Genomic DNA, 23,675 nt, shown 5'->3' with positions numbered 1-23,675 from the left:
AGTACTGTCACCCAGGATAGTACCGGCCATGGGCGCCGGTTTCAGCGGCCGGAGCGAAGAGCGGAACGGACACAAGTTTTCAACACCATGATCATCGACGGCGACGAGTACCGCATCCGCATGAACGGCCGCGTTTACCACTGCGCATTGGATGTGACCATGGAGCTGGTGGGTGGTAAGTGGAAGACCATCGTGCTGTGGTACCTGCGCAAGGACAAGAAGCGCTTCAGCGAGTTGCGGCGGCAGATCCCAGGCATCACCGAGAAGATGCTCAGCATGCAATTGCGCCAATTGGAAAAGGACGGCTTCGTGAGCCGCACCATCTACCCCGAAGTGCCGCCGCGCGTGGAGTACGAGCTCACCGCGCACGGCCGCACGCTGTTGCCGCTGCTGGAGGAGATCGCGAAATGGGGCCGCATGATGGGCGAGCAGTTCGGCAGCATCGAGAAGGTGGCGCGGCCGGTGAAAAAGAAGGCGAAGAAGGCGGTGCGAGCGTGAGCGATGCGGCGATCCTGCGCGCGGGTCAGCTCCTCATGCCCAACACATTGCCCTGGGCATCCATCTCCAGGAAGGGGTTGTGCGCTATCTCCCACAGGTGCCCGTCAGGATCGGCGAAGTAGCCGCTGTAGCCGCCCCAGAAGACCTTCACCGGCAATTTGGTGATGGTGACATCGTGCTTCTTCAAATGCGTGAAGAAGGCATCGACCTCTTCAACGGACCGCAGGCATTGCGCCAGCGTGAAGCGTGAACCTCGTCCTTCCTCGGTGACCTTGGCGTCCTCCATCAATTCATGCTGCGGGAAGAGCGAGAGCACCATGCCGTTGAGCTTGTACATCACGATGCCGTCCGAATCGTGCATGGGTGTCCAGCCGAGGACATCCGAGTAGAACCGTTTGGACTTGGCGAGGCCGGAAACACCGAGCGTGATAAAGGACAAGCGTGGTTGCATCGTAGCCAAAGCTAGGTGCCCCATGACAGCCTATTTCGCCCGCATCTTGTTCCCCTTCGCCTCGTGCGTCACTTCGGCAAGACCAAGTGCCTCCATCAGTGGCGGCAGGTAGACACCGAACCTCCCGCGAAGCCCTTTCTTCAGGCCGTACCAGCCTTTCACCGGGTTCTTCTCGCTGCGGCCCCAAGCCTCAACGGTGCCTTCTTTCGCAGGCTTCTGCTCATCAGCACCGCCAAGGTCCATCCAGTCGCCGTGTTTCTTCAGCATGGCGTGCAGGTCGTTGATGCACCGGATGTCGTAGAGCAACACGGTCTTGCCTACGGTACAGACAAGCACTTCCTTCCCATCCTTCTCGTCGACATGCATGGTGTATTCCGAAGTCCCGGGTGGCGTCTTCAGTTTCCAGGGTTTGTCTTTGGTGCGCTTCTCCATGGTTCAAAGTAATAGCATTGGGAAGACCGGCTTACTTTGGCATGACCAACCCCGATCCCATGTCACGACACGTCACCGGCATCGGCCGCTTCTTCTTCCGCGCGGACGAACACAAGGCTTTGGCCAAATGGTACAACGACCACTTCGGCATCAACGACCAGGACAACGGCTGGATCTGGCAACAAGATGCCGGGCCCACGGTGTTCTCGCCCTTCAAGCGCGACAGCGACTACTTCGACAGCAAGCAACAGTTCATGCTGAACCTGCGCGTGCAGGACATCGACGGACTGGTGAAGAAGCTCGAGGCCGCCGGTGTGCGCATCGACCCCAAGCGCCAGGATGAGGACTACGGCCGCTTCGCGTGGGTGTATGACCCGGAGGGGAACAAGATCGAGTTGATGGAGCTGAAGAAAGCTCACTCACGTTGGCAAGTGGAGCGACCCAAACTGCTCCCAGCGCAGTTGCAAAGACTGGCGATCTTGACATATATCATGGTTGACGCAATGTCAGGGCAACACCTTCATCCACGATGAAACGGCATTTACACTTCCTGCTCTTCACAGGGCTCTGGCTGGGCGGCCACGCGCAGCGGATCGGCTGGGTGGATTACATGAGTTCCAGCAGCGGGGCGCACAAGGGTACTGGAGTCGTCTCGGACGCCGACGGCAACGTTTACGTGCTGGGCATGATCGATGCGGAAACCTACGTGCAGGGGGACACCCTCACCAACCTTTTCGGTGCCGTGGACCTTGTCCTGATGAAATACACTGCACAGGGCGACCTGGTCCATTCCAAGGTGTTCGGCGGGTCAACGAGCGACATCGGCCACGGGATCCATGTGGATGGCACCGGTCACCTCTATGCCGAATGCACGGTGCAGGGCGAGACCCACATGAGCGATACGACCTATGCCGCTCCTTACAGCCATCAGGTCATCCAGTTCGACACGGCAGCGAACTTCCTGCGGTACCTGAGCGAACCTGACGAGATCATCGCAGCGGTCAATGGGGACGATGTGGCCATCGCCCACGGCAATACTGTGCGGATGCTGGATACGGCCTTGAACGTGCAATGGACCCGCAGCGGGTCCAATGCCAACCTCACCTTCAGCAACTACGGACCCCAGGGAGCGCGGTCGCACATGGCGTTCAGCAATACCGGGCACCTCGTGCTGGCGGGCCATGAGAACGCAGCGGGAGGCAGCGTCCAGTTCGACGCCCTCACCGTGCAGTTCGATCCGGCCGGATACTGCGATGAGCTTTTCGTGCTCCGGATGGAAGCGGACGGCAGCGCGCTCTGGGCCCGCACGCTGGACAGCAGTTCCACCGTGGCGGAGCGCCAGCCGCATGTGGCCTTGGACGACATGGGCAACGTCTATCTCGCCTTGAGGTCCCTGGGCGACACCCTCTTCTTCGCCGAGGACACGTTGGTGAACACGCCCTCCACTCCTCCGTACTGCGCCCTGCTGAAGTATGATGCCAACGGTGTCCCGCAATGGGCCGTTGGATGCTATTCACAAGGCTCCATGGGTGCCATCAAGGCGATCACCATCGATGCGCAGCAAGAGGTGTCCATCGCTGGATGGGCCGAGGGTCCGGGCCAGTTCGGTGGTGTGCCGCTTACGGCCATCAACCTGTTGGAGACGCCTCCGTACGTGGCCAGGCTGGATGGCTCAGGCAACGTGCTCTGGCTGAAAAGCCCCGACCCGCCGCATGGCCAGAGCCGGTTCAATGACCTAGCGGTGCACGGCGCCGATGCCATCGTGGTCACCGGCGACTATCCTGCACCGATCACGCCCCAGGTACCCTTCAGTATCGGCTGCCATTCGGGGCCGCTCACCAACGGGTCCAACCTTTTCACCTTCACCGTTGGCGACCTGCCGGAACTGCTGCCCTCCGCCGACTTCGCCTACACGGTCACCGGACCGGCCACTTACTCGTTCACCGACCTCTCCACCAACGCCCTGTCGTGGCACTGGGATTTCGGCGACGGGACCTCCGCTACGCAGCAGCATCCGGTGCATACCTACCTCACCAGCGGCGCTTTCAACGTCACGCTCACGGCGATCCGCGATGCCTGCACCTCCGACACCACTGTGGAAGTGCTGAGCGTGGGCTTGGAGGAGAACGCCTTGGGTGCGCGCATCAACTGGTATCCCAATCCTGTCGCCGGGGTCTTGAACATCGAAGGGCTGCCACTTGATACCCCGACCCATTTGTTCCTCGTGAGCACCACCGGTTCTGTGATCACCAACACCGTGGTGCAAGGGAGCCCAAGCGCACGACTGGACCTGGCCGGTATAGGTGCCGGCTGCTACTTGATCCGTGCGATCACACCGGCGCTCTTCCGCGAAGGGAAAGTCATCCTTGCGCCCTGAACCCGCGCACCAGGATGGTCAGCGGCCGAATGGCCCATCGACCGCTCTGAACATCGGTCCGTCCCGGGCGCGTTTCGCGTAGGCACAAAGGGTGCATTCGTTTTCGCGCCTACTTTGGGTTGCAAAACCGCATCCCATGTCCCGACACGTCACCGGTATCGGCGGATTCTTCTTCCGCGCGGACGACCACAAGGCGCTCGCCAAGTGGTACAACGATCACTTCGGCATCAACGACCAGGACAACGGCTGGATCTGGCAGCAGGATGCCGGCCCCACAGTGTTCTCGCCGTTCAAGCGCGACAGCGACTACTTCGACAGCAAGCAACAGTTCATGCTGAACCTGCGCGTGCAGGACATCGATGGGCTGATCAAGAAGCTCGAGGCTGCCGGCGTGCGCATCGACCCCAAGCGGCAGGATGAGGATTACGGCCGCTTCGCGTGGGTGTATGATCCGGAGGGGAACAAGATCGAGCTGTGGGAGCCGAAGTAGGGCTTGCTTAACTTCGGAGCATGAAGGAGATCATCTTCGTTGTGGAAGAGTCGCCGGAAGGTGGCTACGAGGCCCGTGCGTTGGATCACTCCATCTTCACGGATGGCGATGACCTGGAGCAGTTGAAAGCCAACGTGAAAGACGCCGTGGCGACCCACTTCGAGGCGGATCAGATGCCCAAGGTGATCTGCCTGCACATGGTGAAGGAGATCGTGATCGCCGCTTAGAGGATCCCGCGCGATCTCACGGGCAGGGAACTGATCAAGGCGCTGGGCAAGCTGGGATACGAGGTGACAAGGCAGACGGAGGTCACATCCGCATGACCACTTCAAGGAGCGGAACGCACCACATCACCATTCCGGACCATCGGCCGATCAAGGTCGGGACGCTGGCAGGCATACTTGGCGATGTCGCTTCGCACCATCAGATGACGCGCGAGGAATTGCTGGCTTTGTTGTTCTAATTGCCCACACCACCGTCGGTCATCTGCTCCAGGAACTCCTCGTTCTCGAGTGTCCTGATCCCATAGTCCTTTGCCGCGTCGATCTCCTGAACGCGGCGATCCACGGCAAGGATGTAGGTGCTGTCGATGATCTGCGCCTGCGTCAATGTGCAGCAAACCAGCGCTGCCATGGTGGCGAGGACTGCCGGTAGTGTGAGACAGGCCATGGGGATACGCTGTCGCTGTTCACGGCAGGTTTCATTGCACTTCAAAGATGCAATCAGCGAAGGCGTCCCCATTGGCTGGGGTTACGGCTGCCATGGAAAATGCTGAAGACCGTGACAGTGTCCTTCTCGAAGCGATAGATCACCTGATACGGGAAGTGCTTCAGAGTGACCTTCCGAAAAATGGAGCGCCATTTCGGATAGCCCGTTGGATGCTTCAGCAGGAAGTCGATGTGCTCGTCCAACTCGGCGATCAGTCGCTCTCCGGTCCCCCTCGACTGAGCTTCGTACCAGTCGTACGCCTCCTGGGCCTCATGGATCGCACGGTAGCGCCAACGGATCTTCACGCTCATGCCTCCTTGCCCTTGCCGGCGCGGATCATGGCTTTCGTCTCCTCCCAAGTGTAGCTCTTGCCCTCACCGCGCTTGTACTCCTCGTAGCGCTCCTTTACGATGTTGTAGTGCTCGTCGGTGAGACCGTCATCATCCTCGCCTTTCTCTGAGCGGAACAGGTCGGCTACTTTCTTCAGCAGCCCTTCATCGGTCGTGCGCAACAGGCGCTCGATCAGTTGGAGCTTGAGGGACTCGGTGGACATGGCTTCACGAAGGTAAGCCACCCACGAGGCATCAGGGTGGTCCGAACCCCGTCGAATTCGACGGGGTTGTGGACTGAGCGACTGCCCTATGCGACCGAAAAGAATGATGGCACATCCGCCATAGTTGAAGCGCCGATCACCGTGAAGAACGTGCGTTCACCATTCATGTGGACCGATATCGGACACGCAATTCGATCTCGGCGTGGAAGCGGTCGCTCACAACAGCGCATGCAGGTAGTCGGCCGTATCCTTCAGGCCGACCCTTCGGAACTGGTCCAGCACCTGATACGCATCGAGCTCGGGTGAACGTCGGTTCGCCACCAGCTCTTTGAACGCCTCCAGCGCACGGGCGTGGTTCAGGTCGATGATTTCCGTGAGAAAGTCATCGGCGCTCTTGGCCTCCAGACCATACTTCGCCAGCTCCTCCGCGGGAAAATCGCGCAGGTTGTTGGTGACGATCAGGTTGGCGTTGGCCTTGATGGCCGCCGCCAGCACGTGGCGGTCGCACGTGTCGGGTAACTGCAGGCCTTCGATGAGACCATCGTAGTTCTCCACCAGTGCATCCGGGAACGCGTCGCTCATGCGTTGGATGCGTTTGGCGATGTCCGCTTCTGGGATCTCCTTCTCGCGCATCACCTTGGCCCACTCATCGCAAATGCCACTGCTCCACTTCACGGTGAAGAGGTCGTAATGCGCGAACCACAACAACAGATCCCGGATGTTCACCGGGTAAATGACGTTGGTGTCCAGGACACACGTGAAGCGGACGCTATGTATCATAGAGACCGGCCTCTTCCTCGTCCCGCATCATGTCCTTCAGCAACTGCCGCTGCGCCTCCTTCATGGCCTTGCGGTACTTCATCACATCCTCATACCTCACCCGGCGATGCTTGCCGATCTTGGTGAACGGGATCTTGCCCTGCTCCAACAGCTTTACCACATGGGGCCGGGAACAGCCGAGCAGCTCCGCAGCGGCCTGTGTGGTCATCTCAGCAGCGATGGGCACGATCTGCACCGGACGACCTTCACCCAGGTCCTTCAGGATGCGCGAGAGCAGCTGCAGTGCCATCGTGGGGACGATGATCTTCTGCGCCGTCTCCTCGATCTCGATCTCGGTCGTGTCCTTCTTGCCAAGGCTCTTCAACGACTCCTCCAAGGCAGGGAGCGACCTACGAGCGGCCTCCTGCTCGGAGCGGGTGGGCTTGGTGGTATGGGTCTCAACTGCTGGCATGGTGACCGTGTAGGTGCTGCAAAGCTAAACGAAACAAACGAAACGATGTTGCCTTGGGCGCCTGCCCCCATCCCATCCGCTTGTTTGCTGGGAAGGGCCCTGGAGGGCGGCAGCAACAACCTAATCGACTGATAGACAGACGCTCAGTTTTTTTATGGTTGTTTGATGGGCCAACCTCACCAGGATCTGAAAAGCGGGAGCAGCTTTTGAAGTTTCGGGACGAAAATTTGAAAAGCCACCCTCAAACAGGCGGCCATCATCTGCGCGAGGAACTCCTCGTTCTCAAGTGTCCTGGTCTCATAGTCCTTTGCCGCGTCGATCTCCTGAACGCGGCGATCCACGGCAAGGATGTAGGTGCTGACGCTGATCTGCGCATGCGCCAATGTGCAGTATTCCGCTATGCAGCGGAACAGCGCTGACAGGGTGGCGAGGGCTGCCGACAGGACGGGACGGAAGCTGCGGGGTGCGAGCTGGTGAAGTCGCGGACCGTGGGGCAGGGCATCACTCCTTCAATCCACCTGATCGCGCAGGCGAATCACACAGTTATATTCCCCACTGTATTGACCATTCATCTTCAGGAATCGACCAAGTGCCCCTCGTAGCTCGTCGAGCACCGAATCAAGCCGTTCCCGATCACCAGTCGCCTTGAAGCTCATCAAAACATCCCTTCCGGGTTCATTCAAGTGCGGTGCCTCAATTAGCCCTCCCGTTCGATCGAACCTCCCAATCCGAATGTTAATATCCCCTACGAGTTCATCCTGCACTCCCAGGAAGACGTCTAAAACTTCATCACGTGTCATGACTTTCGCTTTTATAAGAGGCGAAATAGACTTCGGATAGGCACAAACACCAGATAAACTCTTCTGTCAGACCATGCCTACAAGCGAGAGGATAAATCGCCGCCGATGGAGCGGGGCATGCAAGTATTCCATCAAGCAGCAACGACCACGTACTTCTTGAGCATGATCGCATTCTCCAAGTCGTTCTTGAATTGTCTCAGAAGTGGTATCACGTCATTGCACAGGGTGATGAATGCACCATGATCAATTTCCAAGTACTCACCATGTGCAATCATGTTCCGGCACCTAAGAAGTCTAACGTCAATGAGATTCCATTTGGCCGAATATGGAGCTGTATCAATGCCAATTGACAAAGCCAATTCGACGAATCGCTCCGAGTTGAGGTTGGAATGTGTGGCCACAGGGGAATTGGGAGACAACTGAGAAGGTTGATTAAGTGATGCTAACAGATGCTGCACACCAGCAATAGCCTGCGCATAGCTTCCAGGACCTGATAGGCCCGAGATATGGCCACGAAGACTGCGTACGACAAAGCAAGGCGCCAATTCTCGATACGTAATGGCCTGATTGGAGACAAAATTGATGAAGTGCTGTGCGCTGGCCTTTACGAAACCCTCCCAGTGGGCATATAACAATGGCACACCTGACCGGATGATTGTCTTTCTACGGTCACCAATAGAAAGACTTGTCTGGAGCTTCAGGTCCGCAATCTCCTTGAGGCGCCAAGCAAACTCCCCGTCTATCTTATCCAGAGCTGCACTTGCAGTTCGCAGCTTCATGGCCTGAGGTACTCAACTCCCCAAGAGAGGAGGTTTGACAGACGCGTGGTACCACGAACACCGGCGCCTGTATTCCGCTGATAGGTTGTTTCTGTTCCAAGTGCTTGAGCCTTCTTCTTTACGAAATCGGCCGGGTTACCCAAAGCCTCAATGGCTTGCAAGTTGCTCGCCACACCTACCGCCAACACTTCGAAAATTGAGGTAAGAAACTTGCCCGAATGCCCTGAGCCATCAAAGCGCTTGAAAGCCCCCGACCCTAAGGCATCCCTGATGAGCGCGAAGGTCGCTTGGAATCTCTGTTGCTCAAACGATCGATCCAGCGCCTTGTCTGTCGCCATTTTGATTGTTGCAATGTCCAAGTACTCGTGCACATCCAACCCGTTAGTGTAAGGAACCTTCATGAAGGTGAGATACCGGAGAACGAACTCCATGTCCTCCCTCTTCTCGATTGCGGTTTCTGTTAAACTAACGGTGCCCGAGAATGCCTGATCTTTTGACAGACCCTCAACCCACTCATAGAAGGAGGAGTCTATCATGATCATAACACAGTTCCGTACCTCTTGCTCAGACAGAGGAGTGCCCCCTGTGTTGAGCCGCTGGAACAATTCGAACTTAGCGTTCGGCGAGCTTCCCTTCTGCAGAATCTCAACACGTATCCGTGTGCGCTTCACTTCAATTCGCTGCGCACTAGTCAAGGAGTTGGCCTCGTCGTCTTCCTTCTCCCAGAGCTTCCCACCCAGAGAAGGAAGCAGTGTTGTTCCCTCCATAATAGACGGCGGATACAGCTTGTCTTCATCCTTCCGAAGGATACCCATGAACTCAAACACAGTAGAGAGACGTTGCAAGCCATCAATGAGTTCCCAAACACCGTCCTCCTTTTGGAAAACGAAAATCGGGGGCACTGGTATCCGAAGTAGAATTGATTCAATGAACTTCGTCTTCTGAGAATCCTCCCATCGGAAAAGGCGCTGGTAAGCCGGGTTGATGACTAGCTCTTTGTTCCTGTAGAGACTTGCCAATTCGCCAAAGGACATATCATAGCCTTCGGCGTATATGTCCTGTCTGCCCGTTTCAATTTCCTGCTCTAGTGCCATGGGAACTGTGTTGATGCGGAATGTACGAACTGAGTTCGCGTTAGGGATTGGACCGGAAAGCCCGGAGGCCGGTAATCCGGTCGAGGACTTGAAGGGGAAAGCCCGACGGCGAGTCTTCGAGCCGGAACGCCCCAACAAAGAAAGCTGAAGTGTGAAGTGTTATTTGTGAGGTGTGAGGTGGCGCCCCTTCACACCTCACGGCTCCGCACTCACACATCACACCTCAATTGAGCTTGAGATACGCCCCCAACCCATGCACCCCGCCTTCCCGCCCATACCCGCTCTCCTTGTAGCCGCCGAAGGGTGAGGTGGGATCGAACTTGTTGTAGGTGTTGGCCCAGATGACGCCCGCGCGCAATTTGCTGGTAAGGTTGAAGATCTTGCTGCCCTTGTCCGTCCACACGCCGGCGCTGAGGCCGTAGGGCGTGTTGTTGGCTTTCTGGATCACTTCGTCCACGGTGCGGAAGGTCTGGATGGCGAGCACCGGACCGAAGATCTCCTCCTGCGCGATGCGCGCGCTCTGCGCCACGTTGAGGAAGAGCGTGGGGCGGCACCAGAAGCCTTTGCTGGGCAGGTCGCAGGTGGGCTGGTACATCTCGGCACCGTCGGCCACGCCGGCCTTGAGGTATTTGTTGATGGTGCCGAGCTGCTCGCGGCTGTTGATGGCGCCGATGTCGGTGTTCTTGTCGAGCGGATCGCCCACCACGAGCGAGCGCATGCGGTGCTTGAGCTTGCGGATGACCTCGTCGTAGACGCCTTCCTCCACGAAGAGGCGGCTGCCGGCGCAGCACACGTGGCCCTGGTTGAAGTAGATGCCGTTGATGATGCCTTCGACGGCCTGGTCGATGGCGGCGTCGGCGAAGATGATGTTGGCCGCCTTGCCGCCGAGCTCGAGGGTGAGCTTCTTGCCGCTGCCCGCGGTGGCGCGCTGGATGAGCTTGCCCACGCCGGTGCTGCCGGTGAAGGCGACCTTGTTGACATCGGGGTGGTTGACGACCGCCGCGCCCGTGGCACCCGCACCGGTAACGATGTTGACGACGCCATCGGGGAGTTCGGCCTCTTGCAGCAGTTCGGCGAGCTTGAGCGCGGTGAGCGGTGTGGTCTCGGCGGGTTTCAGCACCACGGTGTTGCCGCAGGCCAGTGCGGGCGCGAGTTTCCACGCGGCCATGAGCAGCGGGAAGTTCCAGGGGATGACCTGGCCCGCCACGCCGAGCGGCGATACGGTCTTTCCAGGGAAGGCGTAGTGCAGCTTGTCGGCCCAACCGGCGTAGTAGAAGAAGTGCGCGGCGGCGAGGGGCACGTCCACGTCGCGGCTTTCGCGGATGGCCTTGCCGCCGTCCATGCTCTCGATGACGGCGAACTCGCGGGCCTTCTCCTGAAGCAAGCGCGCGATGCGGTAGATGTACTTGGCGCGTTCGGCCGCGGGCATCTTGCTCCACACGGTGTCGTAGGCCTTGCGGGCGGCCTTCACGGCGGCGTCCACATCGGCTTCATTGGCCTCGGCGATGCGCGCGAGCTTCTGCTCGTTGGCTGGGTTGATGGTGTCGAAGTACTTGCCGCTCCTGGGCTTCACCCACTTGCCGTTGATGAAGAGCTCGTATTGGGCGTTGATCTTGACGTGGTCTTTCGATTCCGGTGCTGGAGCAAGCGCCCAGTTAATTGCTTTCTTCTTGGTTGCCATAGTTCGTTCCCTTCGTGTTCAATGATCAAACCCGCCGCAGATCCAGGCGATGTATCCCATCGCGACAAATCCCACCACTCCGATCGTCGTGATCCGTAACGCGTACTTCGTCCAAGCCTGTTTCGGATTCCACGCAGCGTAAACAATAAGTCCGAATAACGCAGCTGTTCCGACCAGGAAGGTCAACTCTCTATTCAAGTATCGCTCACGCCAACCATCCTCCGCTGTGGCCGATCCTTGACCAATGGCGTGCTGACTTGGATCCTTCAAGAAATCAGAGAGGTCGAGAATGCTGAGCAGGAAGAATAAGGCGAGAAGAAAGCCGCAAATCCAAGACAGAAGCCGGTCACCGCGGCCATGGTCCTTGGACTCAGGGGCGGGGGCGAGGGTCCAGTCGAGGGCTTGCTTCTTGGCCATGCGCCGAAGATAGGCGTCCAACTCGCCTTAACTTGGCGGCACCATGAGAGAGTTGCTGGTGCGCATAACGAACCCGGACAAGGAGAAGCTCGTCACGGACATCCTGCACGAGATCGAGGGCGTTGCGGTCGAGCGTATACCCAAGACGACCAAGGGCACCGGTCGACCAAAGCCAAAGGCGGCGAAGCGAAAACTGACAACGAAAGAGAAACGCTTCGTGGCCGATATCAAACAGGCTGTGAAGGAGGTGAAGGACCACCTCGCGGGCAAGAGGAAACTTCAATCAGCCAGAGAGTTCCTGAATGAGCTATAGCGTCAGCGTCACCCGCACGTTCAAGACGAGAGCGAAGCGGCTGATCAAGAAGTACGCCTCGTTGAAGCACGAGCTCGACGAGCTGATCGGATCGTTGGAGCAAGATCCGGAGCAGGGCACATCCATTGGCAAGCATTGCTTCAAGGTGCGGATCGCCATCAAGTCAAAAGGTGCTGGCAAGTCAGGCGGCGCTCGCGTGGTCACATGCGTGTTCCATGTGGCGAAGGAGGTGCATCTGCTTACGGTCTATGACAAGGCGGAGCAATCATCAGTGAGCAGGGCGGAGCTTGATGAACTGCTGAAGGAACTGCCACGCTGAGCTTCTCGCAGCGCGTACGGACCGCTCATGCCCATCCGCCCGAGCCCCTTCGCACCGGTAACCTGGCTCACCACGAGCGGAGCATCCGAGGCCACCGCATCAGATGACGATTTCGTTGCCAGAACAGAGGACGGTTACACGCTTCGTGTGGAGAAGATGGACATGAAGCAATGGTGGTGGCAGGTTTACGGACCTGACGGAGCGGAGATCCTCGACTCGCCGTGGACGATGGAAACGATGGATGACGCGTTCACGATCGCGGAGACGGTGTATGTGCTGCGCACCGTGAAGCCACGCTGAGGCGGTCACGGCCCTTTCCCGGGGAGCGACGCTTGTTCTGGTCGAGGACGATCTTCTTGCTCTTGATGGCCATGGATCGAAGATGGATGGCCTGTTGATCACAAAACAGGAACTTGGTCCACGCATATGCCAACGCTCTCCCCTCAGGCCTATTGCTATCTGCGGCATCCGATCCTGTCCTCGGGTGAGACGATGCTGTACCACACTTTCCAGCACCTCTGCTTCACTGGAGCCTTGAAGGTGCACTATGAGGATGTGATGGTGGGGCGGTCTCGTCCGCGCATGATGACGCGGTTGTTCCTTTCGCGAGGCATAGCTCCTGCCGCTGACGCAAGCGCGCAGACCTTCGCCTGGAACCTGATCCCGCCTGACCGGGCGATCATGCTTGTGGACCTGCGGCGAGTGATAGAGGAGGAGATCGAGGACCACGAGCGCTTCAAGTACGAGTACCTGTACAAAGACCTCAAGGCCGGGGGATTCCTCCATACCAGGCATTTCCGTTCTAAGCTAGGCCGCGAAGCTTGCCGACGTACACGAGATCTCCTCTTCACGGTGGAGAAGGACATTGGTGGCAAGTTGCCCGGAGGATGGGAGCGATCGTTGCAGCACGTGCAGGATCTGTGGAGCTGCGTCGTGTTGCTGGACGACGACACGCGTGAGGAACTGAAGGCCGCGCCCCTCGTCGCTCGGATCTGGCAGCAGTCTTCTCGATCCTGCGCTACCTCGAACTCACGCTTGGCGGTACCGAGGATGGTAGCGCATTCGTGGGTGGCTTTGGTGGAGCCGGTGGTGATGGTGGTGGTGGTGGTGGATTCGGGGGCTTCGGCGGGGGCGGCTTTGGTGGAGGAGGCGGTGGCGGCAGTTGGTGACGAGCCTCCTACTTCTCAGCCAACATGATCAACTGCCCACGGTGGTACGCCAGGTGGTTCGTGCGGCTCATCAGCACGTTCAACCTGTTGCGGTGCGGTTCCTTGGGGAGGTCCACCTCGGCGATGCGCGCGAGCTTCTGCTCGTTGGCGGGGTTGATGATGTCGAAGTACTTGCCGCTCTTGGGCTTCACCCACTTGCCGTTGATGAAGAGCTCGTATTGAGCGTTGAGCTTGACGTGGTCGGTGGACTCGGGGGCGGGGGCGAGGGTCCAGTCGAGGGCTTACTTCTTGGCCATGCGTTGGTCGCCGTTGCTGTTCTCGTGCGGGCGAGCGACGAAGATAGCCGCGATGCAACCTGAGCAATGGGAGCATCGCCACCGGCCCCATCGGGCCGAGGCGACCAGGCGCCTATACGGTTACGCCGTCGCAGACAAATGCATCAACGCTCCACGAAGAGCTTCCGGCTGAACACACCTTGGGCCGTGCGGCAGGTCACCACGTAAAGACCGGACGTTGGCACGGGCAGCACCGCCGCATCCTTCGAACTGGAAGAGTGCGATGCGATCATCCGGCCGCTGGGGTCGATCACCTGCGCGGACCACGCACCAGCGCGCGCATCCACCCGCACACCACCGGCCACGGCAACAAACGATGGCGCTCCACCTTGCGCCGACAGGCCTTCCTCAGCTGTGGCGAAGTCGTAGAGTGCGGCCGCCTCATCCGCGCTCAGTGCACGGTCGTAGATGCGCACTTCGTCGATGATGCCGTTGAAAAACTCGATCCCGCCAGGCATGTCGCGGCCGATCTCCAAGGGCCGGCCATCGGGCGTGAGCAGCGGCGTGTACGCGTTGGTCGCCACGAGGGCGTCATTGATGTAGATCCGCGCGGTATCCGGTGACATCGCGACCGTGATCAGGTACCACGTGCCGAGTACATTGGCCGTGTCAATGTCGGTCACGTGCAGCCAATTGCCGGTAGCTGCAGAGACATAGGCGGGAGTGCAATCCATGCGATACATGAAGCCATTCGCGGTCTGATCGGATTTCATCAGGACCGGATCCATCGAGGTCGTTCCCGATTGGCTCGTTCCGTTGAACAGCAACCAGGCGCTCATGGTCAAGGCCGTGTCCGGCGAATCGAGCGAGGAACTTCCCGGAATGGTGATGTAGTGCGATGAGCCATTGAAGAGATACGCGGCGGCGGGCCATCCGAAACGGTCCGCAGTGAGCTGCGCTCCCATCACGGTGCCATGATTCCCGTTGCCGCTGGCGTCGTCAGCATTCCCGTTGAACGGATAGTACGCAATGAGACCGGCCTGCAGGTCCACTTGCGCGGCGGCGGACATCGCCAACAGAAAGCCCAAGCTGGCCAGTAGTGTGGAAGAGGCATGGTTCTGCTGCATGGTGCGGGTTGTTGCGTTCCCGCCAGCCACCATGACAGGCGGGTAATTCCTCGCGTAATGGTACACCAAGGGAACGGATCCAACAAATCGGCGAGCCCATCTACTGGATCCGGGCCTTGCGCGGGGCCTTCACACCGACGCCCCTGTCGGCCTCGCCGGCCTCGGCGATGCGCGCGAGCTTCTGCTCGTTGGCCGGGTTGATGGTGTCGAAGTAGTTGCCGGACTTCGGCTTCACCCACTTGCCGTTGATGAGGAGGTCGTATTGCTCTTGGATCTTGACGTGGTCGGTGGACTCGGGGGCTGGGGCGAGGGGCCAGTCGAGGGGTTTCTTCTTTGTTGCCATCGTGAACGAAGCAATACGCCTCGCCGAACGCCCCAATGTACACCGCGATCCGCGACCCCGAGCCCCCGCTCACTGCCGATAGGTCACCAGCAGCTTGACCGGCTGGTTGAGCACTTGGGCGCTGGCCCCTTGTGTGTCCACATCGAACCGGATGGTCGCGCCGTCCGCGTACCAGTGGAAGCGGTATCCGCTCACCGCGTCGTAGCCCGGGCAGTACCATGCGCCGTCCGTTCCCTGGGCCATGGCTTCCACGCCGATGATCTTCGAGGCGTCCAGCCCGTGCGATATCCCAATGCCCCAGGCCAGGGTGCCGGTGATCAGTTTCATCTTCACGGCGCTCGTCTCCGCGCCATCGCCCAGCGTGGTGAAGCCCTGCACGCGTCCGGTGCCGTTGCAATCGAGCGGGTACGAGGGAACCAGCGTGTTGATCCCGACATTCCCGGTGATGCTCACTTCGCTCCCGGTGCGGTGCCATTGATCGCTGCGGCGCCAGAGCGTGCCGTCGAAGTAGTAGACATCGCCCACGGTGGTGTCGTAGATGGTCAGACCTTGAGCGGGCGCTGCGATCGCGTTGCGCTGCGCGCTGGTCATGCGCGGGATCAATGCGCCCTGCGTGGTGCTCTGCACATCGAGGGCCGCGCAGCTCGCGGGGGTGGGGCTTCCGGCGCCGATGGCCACGCCGCTCTGCGCGCTCGTCCGGTCCGCGATCAGGAAGCAGGCTCCCAATGCTACGAGAGCGAGGAATATCCGATGTTGTTGTGCCATGTTGAAAGTGCTTATGTCGTTCATTCCATGTAAGTGACCAGGATCACGCCGCAGCTTCCGGCGAATCCGGGATGCGCATTGGAACTCATTGCCGCGCTCAGGTAGGTATTGCCGATGGTGATGCGGTAGGTGAGCGCGCCCACATCGGGCCTGAACTCCGGCGGGTAGTACTCCTGATCGTCCGGCCAATACCACGTCGCGCTCACGTCCACCACCTTGCTGGCATCCAGGCCGTGCGCCTGACTGTGACTGGTGCCCGGTCCTGAAGTGCATGCCGTGAATCGCTTCGTGCGTATGCCGGGCGCGTCCGCGCCAAGGCGCATGTAGCCGCTCACGTGCGCATCGCCGTTCACGTCGATGGCGTGGCTGGGGATCACGGTGCCCACGCCCACGTTGCCGTAGCGCGTGTGGTTCAGGCCGCTCCGTTCCCATTTATCCAGCTTCACCCAGGCGCTTCCCGTGTAGAGCCAGAAGTCATCCGTATCGGTGTCGAACACGAGCAGGCCGGCCACCGGCGAAGCGATGGCGTTGCGCTGCGCGGTGGTCATGCGCGGGGTGAGCACGCCGAGGCTCTGGGACTGCACGTCCAGTACGGCGCTCGGGTGCGCCACCGGGGTGCCCGTGCCGATGGCCACGCCGTTCTGCGCTTGCACCGGAGCGCTACAGCATGTCGCGAGCACGAAGGGGCCGGCCGCAAGGAGCCGAAGTGCCTGGGTGCGGATCGAGGAGTTCTTCATTGCATGTAGGTGATCAGGATGCGGATGGGTTGGTTCGCCAGGAAACCGCCGGTGGCGGCGGTATGCGAGACCACGTAGGAAGCGGCCGTCAGCTTCCAGAGGAACTTGGATCCGGTTCCGCCGGTCTCGCTCGCATCCACCCATGAGCCTCCGGTCGTTTGCGCGCGCATGCTGGTGCCGATGATCTTCGATTGGTCGAGGCCGTGCGCGATGGTGGTGCTGGGCCCTGCGCCCAGGTTGGTGGTGATGAGCTTCTGCCGGATGGCCGGCGTGGCCGCATCGCCACCGAGCTTGGTGTAGCCCTGCACGCGCGCGCTTCCGTTCACGTCCAGCGAGAATGCGGGGTCGGCCACGCCGATGCCCACATTGCCCATGCGGTACACGTCCGATCCGTTGCGGCTCCAATCGTCCCATTGACGCCATTGGGTTCCGTCGAAGAAGAAGAACTCGTTCAATGAGGTGTCGAAGACGATGAGGCCAGTGGCAGGCGCGGCGATGGCGTTGCGCTGCGTGGCGGTCATGCGTGGGAAGAGCATGCCCTGCGTGGTGCTCTGCACATCCAGCGCGGCCGAAGGGTCGGCGGTGGGGTTGCCTGTTCCGATGGCCACGCCGTTCTGGGCAGCGGCCGACAGCGCACTGAGCCCGACCACGGCCATGGCCAGCAGCAACGAGAAGAGGGCATCCTGCAGATCGCGCCATGTCCAGCGCGTCGCGGTTGTGACCGAGCGGTCCCGTTCGTTCATGTACGTTCCTGTTTTCATGGAAGTCTCAGTTCTGGAGTCATGTGTCGATCGTGCATTCGGCTGGCGTCTTCCGGCAGGCTGGTGGTGCTCTCTCATCTGTTATCGGCCTACGGAGAGGGCGATGAGGATCACCGCTGTGATGACCAGCAGCATGACCGCTTCCATCAGCAAGCCCGGCATCCTGCGTCGCGCGCGCATGGCTTCACTGCTTGGTTATGCGTTGTTCGTGGATCCATCCCGGCCCCTGGCATCGCATCACATAGCAACCAGCGGGGAGCGCGCCGAGATCAACGGTCATGCTTGCTGCGACGATGCCCGGTGCCAGGACCACGCGCCCTGCACCATCCAGGATCCGCACGCGCGCGGGCCCCATCCCCGTGGGGATCGCCACGGTCAGCGGCCCATCCGTGGGGTTCGGATAAGCGATCACATGCGCATCGGCCCTCTGCTCGTTCTCCGGCAGTGCGGTGGCCAAGGCTTCAAGCACTTCACCGGTGCGGTCAGCTCCGTTCAGCGAGAGGTAGTAGTCGCCGTTGTGCGCGGCCGACCAGTCGTCATTGACCAGCTCCAGCGCTCCCGCACCCGTGTGCGATACCGTGAGCACCACCACCTCTTCACCAGCGGCCCACGGTGCGCCGATGTCATCGAGCGAGGTGAAGCCGAAGCCAGCGAAGACCTGATGGTAGCGGCCCGCCTCTTCATCGGCTTCGCCGCTGACGGCCACCGTAGCCCCGCAGGCCGGATCAGACTGCACGGCCGTGATCTCCAGGCTTCCGTCAGCTGGCCAGCGCAGGGTGAAGGCCACGCTGCTGAACACGCCGTGGTGGTCGTCGTGCGGCAGCAGCACCACGTGGGTCTCGTTGGGCGATGCAAGCCGCAGCCGGATATCGACCACCGCTTGGGCATTGAGCGCTGCCGGTAGCAGCAGGAACGGGAACCATGCGCGGATCATGATCAAGGGAGTTGTTCGGTAAGCGTGTTGGTGGGCACGGAACCGCCGATGTTGCTGAGGATGGGGTCGCGGTCGTTGGCCGATCCCGTGTACTTGGTGGAGCCGTCCATGTTCACATCGGAAAGCGCGTATCCAGTGACCACGTTGGTGGGCACGGAGCCACCGATCGCCGTGAGGATGGGGTCCCGGTCGTTGCTCGCCCCGGTGTACTTCAGCATCGCGTCGCGCATCACATTGCCGCTCCAGAGTGTCATCACGCCGCTGTTGCTCTTGCGGGCGTTCAAGCCGTAGGTGGCGGTGCCGGGCTGCGTGAGGTCGAGGCTCGTGATGGCACCGCTCAAGGCGATGGGCGCCGCGGTCATGCAGCCGAAGTGGTTGCGGTGACGTATGGCCACGTAGTACGAGCCGGCCGGCGCAGGGACGCGCAAGGCGGAGATGCCATCGAGCTCCACCACATCGCCATCGCGCTGCAAGAGCGCCGCCTTCGTCATCACGCGCTGTGCGGCGTCCATGCTGGAATGAAGATCGACCAGCACCCAATCCACGATGGCATTGCCCCCGGTGATGGCGAGCACGGACGACTGGATCGGCGGCCATGCGTAGCTGCTCATCGGCACACCCATGGCGGTGTACGGCTCCGTGAGCGGGATCAGGTTGTTCGCGCGCAGGCCGTCGCCCATCATGCCTGTGCCGCTCACATACGGACCGTCGAGGAAGATGCGCGGGGCGATCAGCACGCCGGGTTCCTGCGCCAGCACCCAATGGCGATTGCTCGCCGCGAAGCTCACCGTGCCCGTGACCTGTCGCTGTCCGGTCTGGACCTGGTTCGCGGCCATGTTGTTCCACGTGCCCAGGAACCACTGTCTGGCCTGCATCGCCGTGGTGCCTGCCGCTGCATCCTCGCTCGTTCCGTGGTTGAACGCAACGGTCGCATCCATCAACTGCGAGCTGCTGAGCGACCAGAAGCGGTCGGCCATCAGCGTACTGCCCTCGCTCCCGTTGATCTGCGTATTGCTCACCAGGAACGGCGTAGGTGTGTTGTTGCTGGCACTGGCGTACGTGGAGGCGGACACATCACGGGTGCCCGCGAACGCGCTGGTCGGTGTGATCACCAAGGGGATCGGTTGCGCGGAGCCATTCACGAACGGCAGGCTGTAAGTGGCGGCCTGGTTCATGTTCCAGACCACTCCGCTGCCCGTGCCCGTGTATTCGTTCACGATGCCGCCCGCGCTCACGTTGAAGGCGGTGGTCGAAGGGTTGTTCACGCGCAGCACGCCGTTCAGCCAGATGCGGTTGGCGGCATTCGACATGATCACGTTCCCGGAGCATTCGAGCGTGCTGCCGTTGTTCACTTTGATCGACCGGTCGCCGAGGCTGATGTTGAGCTGCGCGCCGGCGAGCGTGGGCGCAAGGCAGAGCGGGAAAAGGAGGGAAGGCGTGATCGCGCGCATGGCCGTTGTCGTTCTGTGCGGCCAAAAGTCCCGCGACCCCGCAGGCCCGAAAAGGCCCATCCGATAACTGGCGGCCGCGCGCGATAACTGGCGGGCGCGCTACTTCCCGAGGCGCTTCATCAGCTCCTCCTTCTTGCGCCGGCTCACGTCCAGGGTCCTGCCATCGCTCATCACCACCTGCCCGCCCTCGCCCTTGATGTAGCGCGCGATGTGCTCGAGGCTCACGAGGTGGCCGTGGTGGATGCGCACGAACCCGCTGCCGTCGAGCAGCTCCTCGAAGTCGCCCAGCGAGCGCGTGGCCACGAGCTCCTTCCCGCCCGTGAGGTGGAAGATGGTGAAGTAGCGCTCCGCCCCGCACCAGATGATGTCGGTGAGCTTCACGCGCACGAAGCCATCCTGCGAAGGCACGCTGACGCTGCTCACCTGCGCGCCCTGCCGCGTGGATTCCACCAGCTGCTCGATGCGGCAATCCTGTGAGGCACCTGCTCGCTTCTCCACGACGCGGGCAATGGCCTCGCGCAGCTGATCCACGTCGATCGGCTTCAAGAGGTAGTCCACGGCGGCGAACTTGATCGCCTTGATCGCATAGTGATCGTGCGCCGTGGTGAACACCACTTCGAATTCGGGCCTGCCCACGCGTCGCAACAGGTCGAAGCCGCTCTCGCCGGGCATCTCCACATCCAGGAAGACCAGTTGCGGCCGGTGCGCGGCGATCGCGGCAAGGCCCTCTTCCACATTGCGCGCCTGCGCCACCAGCTTCACGCTCGCGGCGCAATACTGCTCGAGCATGAAGCCGAGCTTCTCCCGCGCGTTCGCTTCGTCGTCGATGAGGATCGCGTTCAACATGGGGTCAAGGGCATTACCCCTCGTCGAGTGAAAGCGTGATCGCCACGCGTGTTCCCGAGGCCTCGCCGGCCGCATCGCGAAGGTCGATGATCTCCACGCGGCTGTGCAATCCGGCGTTGCGGCGCAGCAGTTCCAAGCGGTTCTCCGTGAGCTCGGTGGCCTTGCTCTGGTGGTCGCTGCGGCGCTGGGCGTTGATCCGCGCGCTCGCCTCGCGCCCCACCCCATCGTCCTCCACGGTGATGAGCAGGTCCTCGCCGTGCAGTCTGAAGTCCACCTGAAGGCGACCGGGCCCCTGCTTATGCTGCAGGCCGTGCCAGATGGCGTTCTCAACGAACGGCTGCACCAGCATGGGCGGCAGGCGCACATCGCGATCCAGCAGGCGCGGGTCGGTCTTCAGCTCGAAGCTGAACGGCGTCTCGAACCGCAGCGATTCAAGCTCCATGTAGTATCCGAGCATCTCCACCTCCTTCTTCAGCGGCACGGTCAATTGGTCCGTCCGGTGCAGGATCAGCCGGATCAGCTTGGCGAAGCGGTTCAGGTAACGGGAGGCCTCCTCGCTCCGCTGCATGAGGATGAAGCGATCGATGCTGTTGAGGCTGTTGAACACGAAATGGGGATCCATCTGCGCGCTGAGCGCTTGCAGACGCAGCTCGTTCATGGAACGCGCCATGGCCTCCTCCTTCCGCTCGCGCCTCCGGATCCAGTTCAGCCGCAGGCGGAAGCTCACCACGATCAGGCCGGCGATGGCGAGCGCGAAGAGCCCGCGCGCCCACAGCGTCCGCCACCAGGGCGGCACCACGCTGAACCGGAGCGCGCCTTCCGGGCTCCAGTTCCCCCATCGATCCCGCGCCTTCATCCGCAGCGTGTACTCGCCCGGCGCCACATGATCGAAACGCGCGACACCGGTGGCGGTGGTCACCCACTCGCGCGAAACGCCGTCGAGGAAATAGCTGTACGCGACGATGGCGCGGGGCAACGATGGCGCGCCGAAACGCAGATCGACCTGGTCCTGTTCATGGCCCAGCACCAGGCTGTCGCCGGGCAGCCACGGCAGGCGGTGGTTGTACACGTGCGCTTCGCGCAGGGCCGGGGCGGGTGGCGGAGCGGGGGCATCGAAGCTCAGCGGATCGAACCGCACGAGCGTGTTCACCGAGGAGAAGACGAGATCACCGTCCTTGAGCGCGGCGCAGCCCGCTTCGAAATCGGAAAAGGCCCCACCGGGGGCCACCGGCATGGCGACGAAGCGCTTCTGCTCCGGATCGAAGCAGGCCAGCTCATTCGTGGTACCCACCCACGGACGGCCGCGCTTGTCGATCCGCATCGCTTGGATGACCAGGCCACGCAGACCATGCTCGTAACCGAAGACCTCCGTGCGGCCGGTGGCTGGCTCGAACCGCACCAGGCCCACGTCCCGCACGCCCAGCCACAACCTGCCGCTGGGATCCTCCTGGATCGCGAGCACGATGGTGTGGGCGCTGTCGTTCGGCATTCCGTGCACCGGCACCCGCTCGAACCGGCCGGTGCTCGTCACATAGCGCATGAGCCCCTTGCCACCATGACCGATCCAGAGATCGCCATCGCGCGTGCTGGTCGCGCACAAGAGCTGGCCGCTCAGCGGTGCTTTCGGATCAGCGTCATCGGGGGCGAACCAGGTGCACGCGTTCGTGGCAGGGTCGATGCGCACGAGCCCTCGGCCCCAGGTGCCGGCCCAGATCATCCCCTGGCGGTCCTTCGTGATCCATGCGTACACCACGCCGCGCATGCTCCCCGCGTCCGGCGGGAGGCCGGTGAAATGCCTGGCTCTACGTGTATGCGGGTCGAAGGACCAGATGCCATTGCGCGTGGCGAGCCACAGCACACCGCCTCGCTCGCACAGGTCGAGGATGGCGTTGCTCCTCGCTTCAGAGGGATCCAACAGGTCACGGCGCTTCGCGTTCGCGCGGGGATCGTAGCTCAGCAGGCCCAGCTCCGTGGCCATCCACAAGGTGCCATCGGCGGTGCCTTCGATGGCGGCGACATAGACATCCGTGCGGTCATCGACCAGCCGGCCCATGTGATGCACGGCATAGGTGAACCCTTCTTCCACCAGGACGCTCACGCCACTGTTCGTCGCGAACCAGGTGCGCCCTTCCCTGTCCATGGCCACATCGGAGATGAAGTTGCTGGCGATGGTCCCTGGATCATCGGGGGCGTTGGCCACGCGCACCACGCTGCTGTCCATTGGATCGAAGCGCATGGGATAGAAATCCGTTCCCATCATCCAGATCCTCCCGGCGGCATCGGTGCGCATTCCCGGCCAGCTCATCACAGCGATCCCCGGATGCCCGGGCAGGTGGCTCCATGCACGCATGCGGCCGTCGCCCGGGGAATAGCACCGCAGGCCCGGGTCGGGGTTGCGGGCCAGCCAGATGTTCCCCTGCCCATCAACGACCATGCACTCCTCGCTCAGACCGGTGAGCAAAGGATGCGCTCCGGGGTTATGGCCCTGATGGCGGAACAGGCCGTCGCGCGTGCTGAAGTACATGAGCTTGTGCTCCACGTTCGTCGCCCAGAAACCCGTGCCCGCGCTGTCGGTACGGATGATGGCGCTGGCCGTGGTGATCCTGCGCCCGTTCACGCCAAGGCTGTCGAAGCGCTCATGCGCCGGATCGAACCGGAACAGGCCGCCTTCACCTCCGCCATAGAGCTGGTCATCGGCCGTGATGCACAGGCTGGAGACCGCATCCACGAAACCGTTCCGCTTGGTCACCCATGGCAGCTTCCAGTGCTTCCAGAGCCTGGTGCGCGGATCGAGACGGTAGAGCCCGCGCGTTGTGCCCAGCCATAAGGTGCCGGTGCTGTCGTGCACGATCTCCGCGATGTCCGGCTGTGTCCGAACGGTGTCCAACGGCACCGGAACAAGAACACCGCCATCATACACGGCGAGCCCCTGCCGCGTGCCGATCCACAAGGCCCCGCGGTCGTCCACATGCAGGCATCGCGCGTTGCGGAACGGCAGGCCATCGCGCTCGGTCAGGCTGAGGAAGCGAAGGGGCCTGCCGCCATCCTGCCCTCGCAAGAGCGCGGGCAGCACCAATGCACAGATCAAGATCAGCGCCCTCACGAACGCAAGATCGCGCGAAGC

General features: G+C 61.3%; 31 protein-coding genes. 9 read left to right on the top strand and 22 right to left on the bottom strand.

What is annotated here, in order from left to right:
* The first annotated feature begins 87 nt into the window (after positions 1-87).
* Positions 88-498 carry a helix-turn-helix transcriptional regulator gene (locus IPJ87_16650; GenBank protein ID MBK7943479.1) on the top strand — a complete coding sequence of 137 codons (411 nt, stop codon included), beginning with the start codon at positions 88-90 and terminating at the stop codon, positions 496-498.
* Between the two features lie 25 nt (positions 499-523).
* On the opposite strand, the gene IPJ87_16645 is transcribed toward IPJ87_16650, so the two are convergent.
* Both IPJ87_16645 and IPJ87_16640 read right to left on the bottom strand, forming a co-directional pair.
* A complete protein-coding gene (locus IPJ87_16645; GenBank protein ID MBK7943478.1) occupies positions 524-949 on the bottom strand; it encodes a VOC family protein in 426 nt (141 codons plus the stop codon).
* Between the two features lie 30 nt (positions 950-979).
* The gene (locus IPJ87_16640) at positions 980-1,381 is read right to left on the bottom strand and encodes a hypothetical protein (protein ID MBK7943477.1); all 402 of its coding nucleotides are present in this window, start codon (positions 1,379-1,381) and stop codon (positions 980-982) included.
* A gap of 59 nt (positions 1,382-1,440) precedes the next feature.
* On the opposite strand from IPJ87_16640, the gene IPJ87_16635 reads away from it, so the two are divergent.
* The 4 genes from IPJ87_16635 to IPJ87_16620 all read left to right on the top strand — a co-directional run bounded on the left by IPJ87_16635 (position 1,441) and on the right by IPJ87_16620 (position 4,475).
* Positions 1,441-1,914: a VOC family protein gene (locus tag IPJ87_16635; protein ID MBK7943476.1), complete on the top strand. Its 474-nt coding sequence runs from the start codon at positions 1,441-1,443 to the stop codon at positions 1,912-1,914.
* Positions 1,911-3,758, top strand: coding sequence for a PKD domain-containing protein (locus IPJ87_16630; GenBank protein ID MBK7943475.1), 1,848 nt, complete (start codon positions 1,911-1,913; stop codon positions 3,756-3,758). Before IPJ87_16635 ends, IPJ87_16630 begins: the two co-directional genes overlap by 4 nt.
* A gap of 136 nt (positions 3,759-3,894) precedes the next feature.
* Entirely contained in the window at positions 3,895-4,248 is a 354-nt protein-coding gene (locus IPJ87_16625; protein MBK7943474.1) for a VOC family protein, read from the top strand.
* A 20-nt stretch (positions 4,249-4,268) separates the two neighbouring features.
* Entirely contained in the window at positions 4,269-4,475 is a 207-nt protein-coding gene (locus IPJ87_16620; protein MBK7943473.1) for a 2-oxoisovalerate dehydrogenase, read from the top strand.
* A gap of 232 nt (positions 4,476-4,707) precedes the next feature.
* Here the strand turns inward: IPJ87_16620 and IPJ87_16615 are convergent, their stop codons facing one another.
* The 10 genes from IPJ87_16615 to IPJ87_16570 form a co-directional block, all read right to left on the bottom strand.
* Positions 4,708-4,881, bottom strand: coding sequence for a hypothetical protein (locus IPJ87_16615; GenBank protein MBK7943472.1), 174 nt, complete (start codon positions 4,879-4,881; stop codon positions 4,708-4,710).
* 89 nt (positions 4,882-4,970) lie between these two features.
* Positions 4,971-5,267: a type II toxin-antitoxin system RelE/ParE family toxin gene (locus tag IPJ87_16610; GenBank protein ID MBK7943471.1), complete on the bottom strand. Its 297-nt coding sequence runs from the start codon at positions 5,265-5,267 to the stop codon at positions 4,971-4,973.
* Complete coding sequence (locus IPJ87_16605; protein MBK7943470.1) at positions 5,264-5,509, bottom strand: addiction module protein; 246 nt, start codon at positions 5,507-5,509, stop codon at positions 5,264-5,266. The genes IPJ87_16610 and IPJ87_16605 overlap by 4 nt, the downstream gene beginning before the upstream one ends.
* A gap of 216 nt (positions 5,510-5,725) precedes the next feature.
* Positions 5,726-6,289 carry a PIN domain-containing protein gene (locus tag IPJ87_16600; GenBank protein ID MBK7943469.1) on the bottom strand — a complete coding sequence of 188 codons (564 nt, stop codon included), beginning with the start codon at positions 6,287-6,289 and terminating at the stop codon, positions 5,726-5,728.
* A complete protein-coding gene (locus IPJ87_16595; protein MBK7943468.1) occupies positions 6,279-6,740 on the bottom strand; it encodes a helix-turn-helix domain-containing protein in 462 nt (153 codons plus the stop codon). Before IPJ87_16595 ends, IPJ87_16600 begins: the two co-directional genes overlap by 11 nt.
* A 509-nt stretch (positions 6,741-7,249) precedes the next feature.
* Complete coding sequence (locus tag IPJ87_16590) at positions 7,250-7,396, bottom strand: hypothetical protein (GenBank protein ID MBK7943467.1); 147 nt, start codon at positions 7,394-7,396, stop codon at positions 7,250-7,252.
* Positions 7,397-7,671: 275 nt separating this feature from the next.
* Positions 7,672-8,319, bottom strand: coding sequence for a hypothetical protein (locus IPJ87_16585; GenBank protein ID MBK7943466.1), 648 nt, complete (start codon positions 8,317-8,319; stop codon positions 7,672-7,674).
* Positions 8,316-9,413: a DUF262 domain-containing protein gene (locus IPJ87_16580; protein MBK7943465.1), complete on the bottom strand. Its 1,098-nt coding sequence runs from the start codon at positions 9,411-9,413 to the stop codon at positions 8,316-8,318. The genes IPJ87_16585 and IPJ87_16580 overlap by 4 nt, the downstream gene beginning before the upstream one ends.
* Positions 9,414-9,636: 223 nt before the next feature.
* Complete coding sequence (locus tag IPJ87_16575; GenBank protein MBK7943464.1) at positions 9,637-11,094, bottom strand: aldehyde dehydrogenase family protein; 1,458 nt, start codon at positions 11,092-11,094, stop codon at positions 9,637-9,639.
* A gap of 18 nt (positions 11,095-11,112) precedes the next feature.
* Positions 11,113-11,511: a hypothetical protein gene (locus tag IPJ87_16570; protein MBK7943463.1), complete on the bottom strand. Its 399-nt coding sequence runs from the start codon at positions 11,509-11,511 to the stop codon at positions 11,113-11,115.
* A gap of 43 nt (positions 11,512-11,554) precedes the next feature.
* Between IPJ87_16570 and IPJ87_16565 the strand changes: the two genes are divergently transcribed.
* The 4 genes from IPJ87_16565 (at position 11,555) to IPJ87_16550 (ending at position 13,340) form a co-directional block, all read left to right on the top strand.
* Positions 11,555-11,824, top strand: coding sequence for a hypothetical protein (locus tag IPJ87_16565; protein ID MBK7943462.1), 270 nt, complete (start codon positions 11,555-11,557; stop codon positions 11,822-11,824).
* Positions 11,814-12,143: a type II toxin-antitoxin system RelE/ParE family toxin gene (locus tag IPJ87_16560; protein ID MBK7943461.1), complete on the top strand. Its 330-nt coding sequence runs from the start codon at positions 11,814-11,816 to the stop codon at positions 12,141-12,143. Before IPJ87_16565 ends, IPJ87_16560 begins: the two co-directional genes overlap by 11 nt.
* 27 nt (positions 12,144-12,170) lie before the next feature.
* Complete coding sequence (locus IPJ87_16555) at positions 12,171-12,443, top strand: hypothetical protein (protein MBK7943460.1); 273 nt, start codon at positions 12,171-12,173, stop codon at positions 12,441-12,443.
* 126 nt (positions 12,444-12,569) lie between these two features.
* Entirely contained in the window at positions 12,570-13,340 is a 771-nt protein-coding gene (locus IPJ87_16550) for a hypothetical protein (protein MBK7943459.1), read from the top strand.
* On the opposite strand, the gene IPJ87_16545 is transcribed toward IPJ87_16550, so the two are convergent.
* The 10 genes from IPJ87_16545 to IPJ87_16500 all read right to left on the bottom strand — a co-directional run bounded on the left by IPJ87_16545 (position 13,321) and on the right by IPJ87_16500 (position 23,654).
* On the bottom strand, positions 13,321-13,503 hold the full coding sequence (locus tag IPJ87_16545; GenBank protein ID MBK7943458.1) for a hypothetical protein: 183 nt from the start codon (positions 13,501-13,503) through the stop codon (positions 13,321-13,323). The genes IPJ87_16550 and IPJ87_16545 overlap by 20 nt on opposite strands.
* Before the next feature lie 248 nt (positions 13,504-13,751).
* Positions 13,752-14,714, bottom strand: a complete 963-nt coding sequence (locus tag IPJ87_16540; GenBank protein MBK7943457.1) for a LamG domain-containing protein — start codon at positions 14,712-14,714, stop codon at positions 13,752-13,754.
* A 100-nt stretch (positions 14,715-14,814) separates the two neighbouring features.
* The gene (locus IPJ87_16535; protein MBK7943456.1) at positions 14,815-15,057 is read right to left on the bottom strand and encodes a hypothetical protein; all 243 of its coding nucleotides are present in this window, start codon (positions 15,055-15,057) and stop codon (positions 14,815-14,817) included.
* Between the two features lie 69 nt (positions 15,058-15,126).
* The gene (locus tag IPJ87_16530) at positions 15,127-15,822 is read right to left on the bottom strand and encodes a hypothetical protein (GenBank protein ID MBK7943455.1); all 696 of its coding nucleotides are present in this window, start codon (positions 15,820-15,822) and stop codon (positions 15,127-15,129) included.
* A gap of 20 nt (positions 15,823-15,842) precedes the next feature.
* Entirely contained in the window at positions 15,843-16,559 is a 717-nt protein-coding gene (locus tag IPJ87_16525; protein MBK7943454.1) for a hypothetical protein, read from the bottom strand.
* Positions 16,556-17,320: a hypothetical protein gene (locus IPJ87_16520; GenBank protein MBK7943453.1), complete on the bottom strand. Its 765-nt coding sequence runs from the start codon at positions 17,318-17,320 to the stop codon at positions 16,556-16,558. The genes IPJ87_16525 and IPJ87_16520 overlap by 4 nt, the downstream gene beginning before the upstream one ends.
* A gap of 184 nt (positions 17,321-17,504) precedes the next feature.
* Entirely contained in the window at positions 17,505-18,254 is a 750-nt protein-coding gene (locus IPJ87_16515) for a T9SS type A sorting domain-containing protein (GenBank protein MBK7943452.1), read from the bottom strand.
* A 2-nt stretch (positions 18,255-18,256) separates the two neighbouring features.
* Positions 18,257-19,705, bottom strand: coding sequence for a hypothetical protein (locus tag IPJ87_16510; protein MBK7943451.1), 1,449 nt, complete (start codon positions 19,703-19,705; stop codon positions 18,257-18,259).
* 99 nt (positions 19,706-19,804) lie between these two features.
* Positions 19,805-20,551, bottom strand: a complete 747-nt coding sequence (locus IPJ87_16505; protein ID MBK7943450.1) for a response regulator transcription factor — start codon at positions 20,549-20,551, stop codon at positions 19,805-19,807.
* Between the two features lie 13 nt (positions 20,552-20,564).
* Positions 20,565-23,654, bottom strand: a complete 3,090-nt coding sequence (locus tag IPJ87_16500) for a histidine kinase (protein MBK7943449.1) — start codon at positions 23,652-23,654, stop codon at positions 20,565-20,567.
* Positions 23,655-23,675: the final 21 nt, after the last annotated feature.

It is taken from the genome of Flavobacteriales bacterium (assembly GCA_016713875.1).
In the GTDB taxonomy this organism is placed as follows: Bacteria; Bacteroidota; Bacteroidia; order Flavobacteriales_F; family PHOS-HE28; genus PHOS-HE28.
The sequence above is the reverse complement of the archived record's forward strand: the minus strand, read 5'-3'. Positions and strand labels throughout refer to the sequence as shown.

Coding starts and splice junctions, on each gene's coding strand:
- IPJ87_16605 (MBK7943470.1), bottom strand. CDS start 5,509: ATGTCCACCGAGTCCCTCAAGCTCCAACTGATCGAGCGCCTGTTGCGC.
- IPJ87_16575 (MBK7943464.1), bottom strand. CDS start 11,094: ATGGCAACCAAGAAGAAAGCAATTAACTGGGCGCTTGCTCCAGCACCG.
- IPJ87_16510 (MBK7943451.1), bottom strand. CDS start 19,705: ATGCGCGCGATCACGCCTTCCCTCCTTTTCCCGCTCTGCCTTGCGCCC.
- IPJ87_16525 (MBK7943454.1), bottom strand. CDS start 16,559: ATGAAGAACTCCTCGATCCGCACCCAGGCACTTCGGCTCCTTGCGGCC.
- IPJ87_16615 (MBK7943472.1), bottom strand. CDS start 4,881: ATGGCAGCGCTGGTTTGCTGCACATTGACGCAGGCGCAGATCATCGAC.
- IPJ87_16550 (MBK7943459.1), top strand. CDS start 12,570: ATGCCAACGCTCTCCCCTCAGGCCTATTGCTATCTGCGGCATCCGATC.
- IPJ87_16540 (MBK7943457.1), bottom strand. CDS start 14,714: ATGCAGCAGAACCATGCCTCTTCCACACTACTGGCCAGCTTGGGCTTT.
- IPJ87_16640 (MBK7943477.1), bottom strand. CDS start 1,381: ATGGAGAAGCGCACCAAAGACAAACCCTGGAAACTGAAGACGCCACCC.
- IPJ87_16630 (MBK7943475.1), top strand. CDS start 1,911: ATGAAACGGCATTTACACTTCCTGCTCTTCACAGGGCTCTGGCTGGGC.
- IPJ87_16570 (MBK7943463.1), bottom strand. CDS start 11,511: ATGGCCAAGAAGCAAGCCCTCGACTGGACCCTCGCCCCCGCCCCTGAG.
- IPJ87_16560 (MBK7943461.1), top strand. CDS start 11,814: ATGAGCTATAGCGTCAGCGTCACCCGCACGTTCAAGACGAGAGCGAAG.
- IPJ87_16565 (MBK7943462.1), top strand. CDS start 11,555: ATGAGAGAGTTGCTGGTGCGCATAACGAACCCGGACAAGGAGAAGCTC.
- IPJ87_16600 (MBK7943469.1), bottom strand. CDS start 6,289: ATGATACATAGCGTCCGCTTCACGTGTGTCCTGGACACCAACGTCATT.
- IPJ87_16650 (MBK7943479.1), top strand. CDS start 88: ATGATCATCGACGGCGACGAGTACCGCATCCGCATGAACGGCCGCGTT.
- IPJ87_16580 (MBK7943465.1), bottom strand. CDS start 9,413: ATGGCACTAGAGCAGGAAATTGAAACGGGCAGACAGGACATATACGCC.
- IPJ87_16555 (MBK7943460.1), top strand. CDS start 12,171: ATGCCCATCCGCCCGAGCCCCTTCGCACCGGTAACCTGGCTCACCACG.
- IPJ87_16535 (MBK7943456.1), bottom strand. CDS start 15,057: ATGGCAACAAAGAAGAAACCCCTCGACTGGCCCCTCGCCCCAGCCCCC.
- IPJ87_16595 (MBK7943468.1), bottom strand. CDS start 6,740: ATGCCAGCAGTTGAGACCCATACCACCAAGCCCACCCGCTCCGAGCAG.
- IPJ87_16610 (MBK7943471.1), bottom strand. CDS start 5,267: ATGAGCGTGAAGATCCGTTGGCGCTACCGTGCGATCCATGAGGCCCAG.
- IPJ87_16625 (MBK7943474.1), top strand. CDS start 3,895: ATGTCCCGACACGTCACCGGTATCGGCGGATTCTTCTTCCGCGCGGAC.
- IPJ87_16590 (MBK7943467.1), bottom strand. CDS start 7,396: ATGAGCTTCAAGGCGACTGGTGATCGGGAACGGCTTGATTCGGTGCTC.
- IPJ87_16620 (MBK7943473.1), top strand. CDS start 4,269: ATGAAGGAGATCATCTTCGTTGTGGAAGAGTCGCCGGAAGGTGGCTAC.
- IPJ87_16515 (MBK7943452.1), bottom strand. CDS start 18,254: ATGATCCGCGCATGGTTCCCGTTCCTGCTGCTACCGGCAGCGCTCAAT.
- IPJ87_16530 (MBK7943455.1), bottom strand. CDS start 15,822: ATGGCACAACAACATCGGATATTCCTCGCTCTCGTAGCATTGGGAGCC.
- IPJ87_16520 (MBK7943453.1), bottom strand. CDS start 17,320: ATGAAAACAGGAACGTACATGAACGAACGGGACCGCTCGGTCACAACC.
- IPJ87_16635 (MBK7943476.1), top strand. CDS start 1,441: ATGTCACGACACGTCACCGGCATCGGCCGCTTCTTCTTCCGCGCGGAC.
- IPJ87_16585 (MBK7943466.1), bottom strand. CDS start 8,319: ATGAAGCTGCGAACTGCAAGTGCAGCTCTGGATAAGATAGACGGGGAG.
- IPJ87_16645 (MBK7943478.1), bottom strand. CDS start 949: ATGCAACCACGCTTGTCCTTTATCACGCTCGGTGTTTCCGGCCTCGCC.
- IPJ87_16505 (MBK7943450.1), bottom strand. CDS start 20,551: ATGTTGAACGCGATCCTCATCGACGACGAAGCGAACGCGCGGGAGAAG.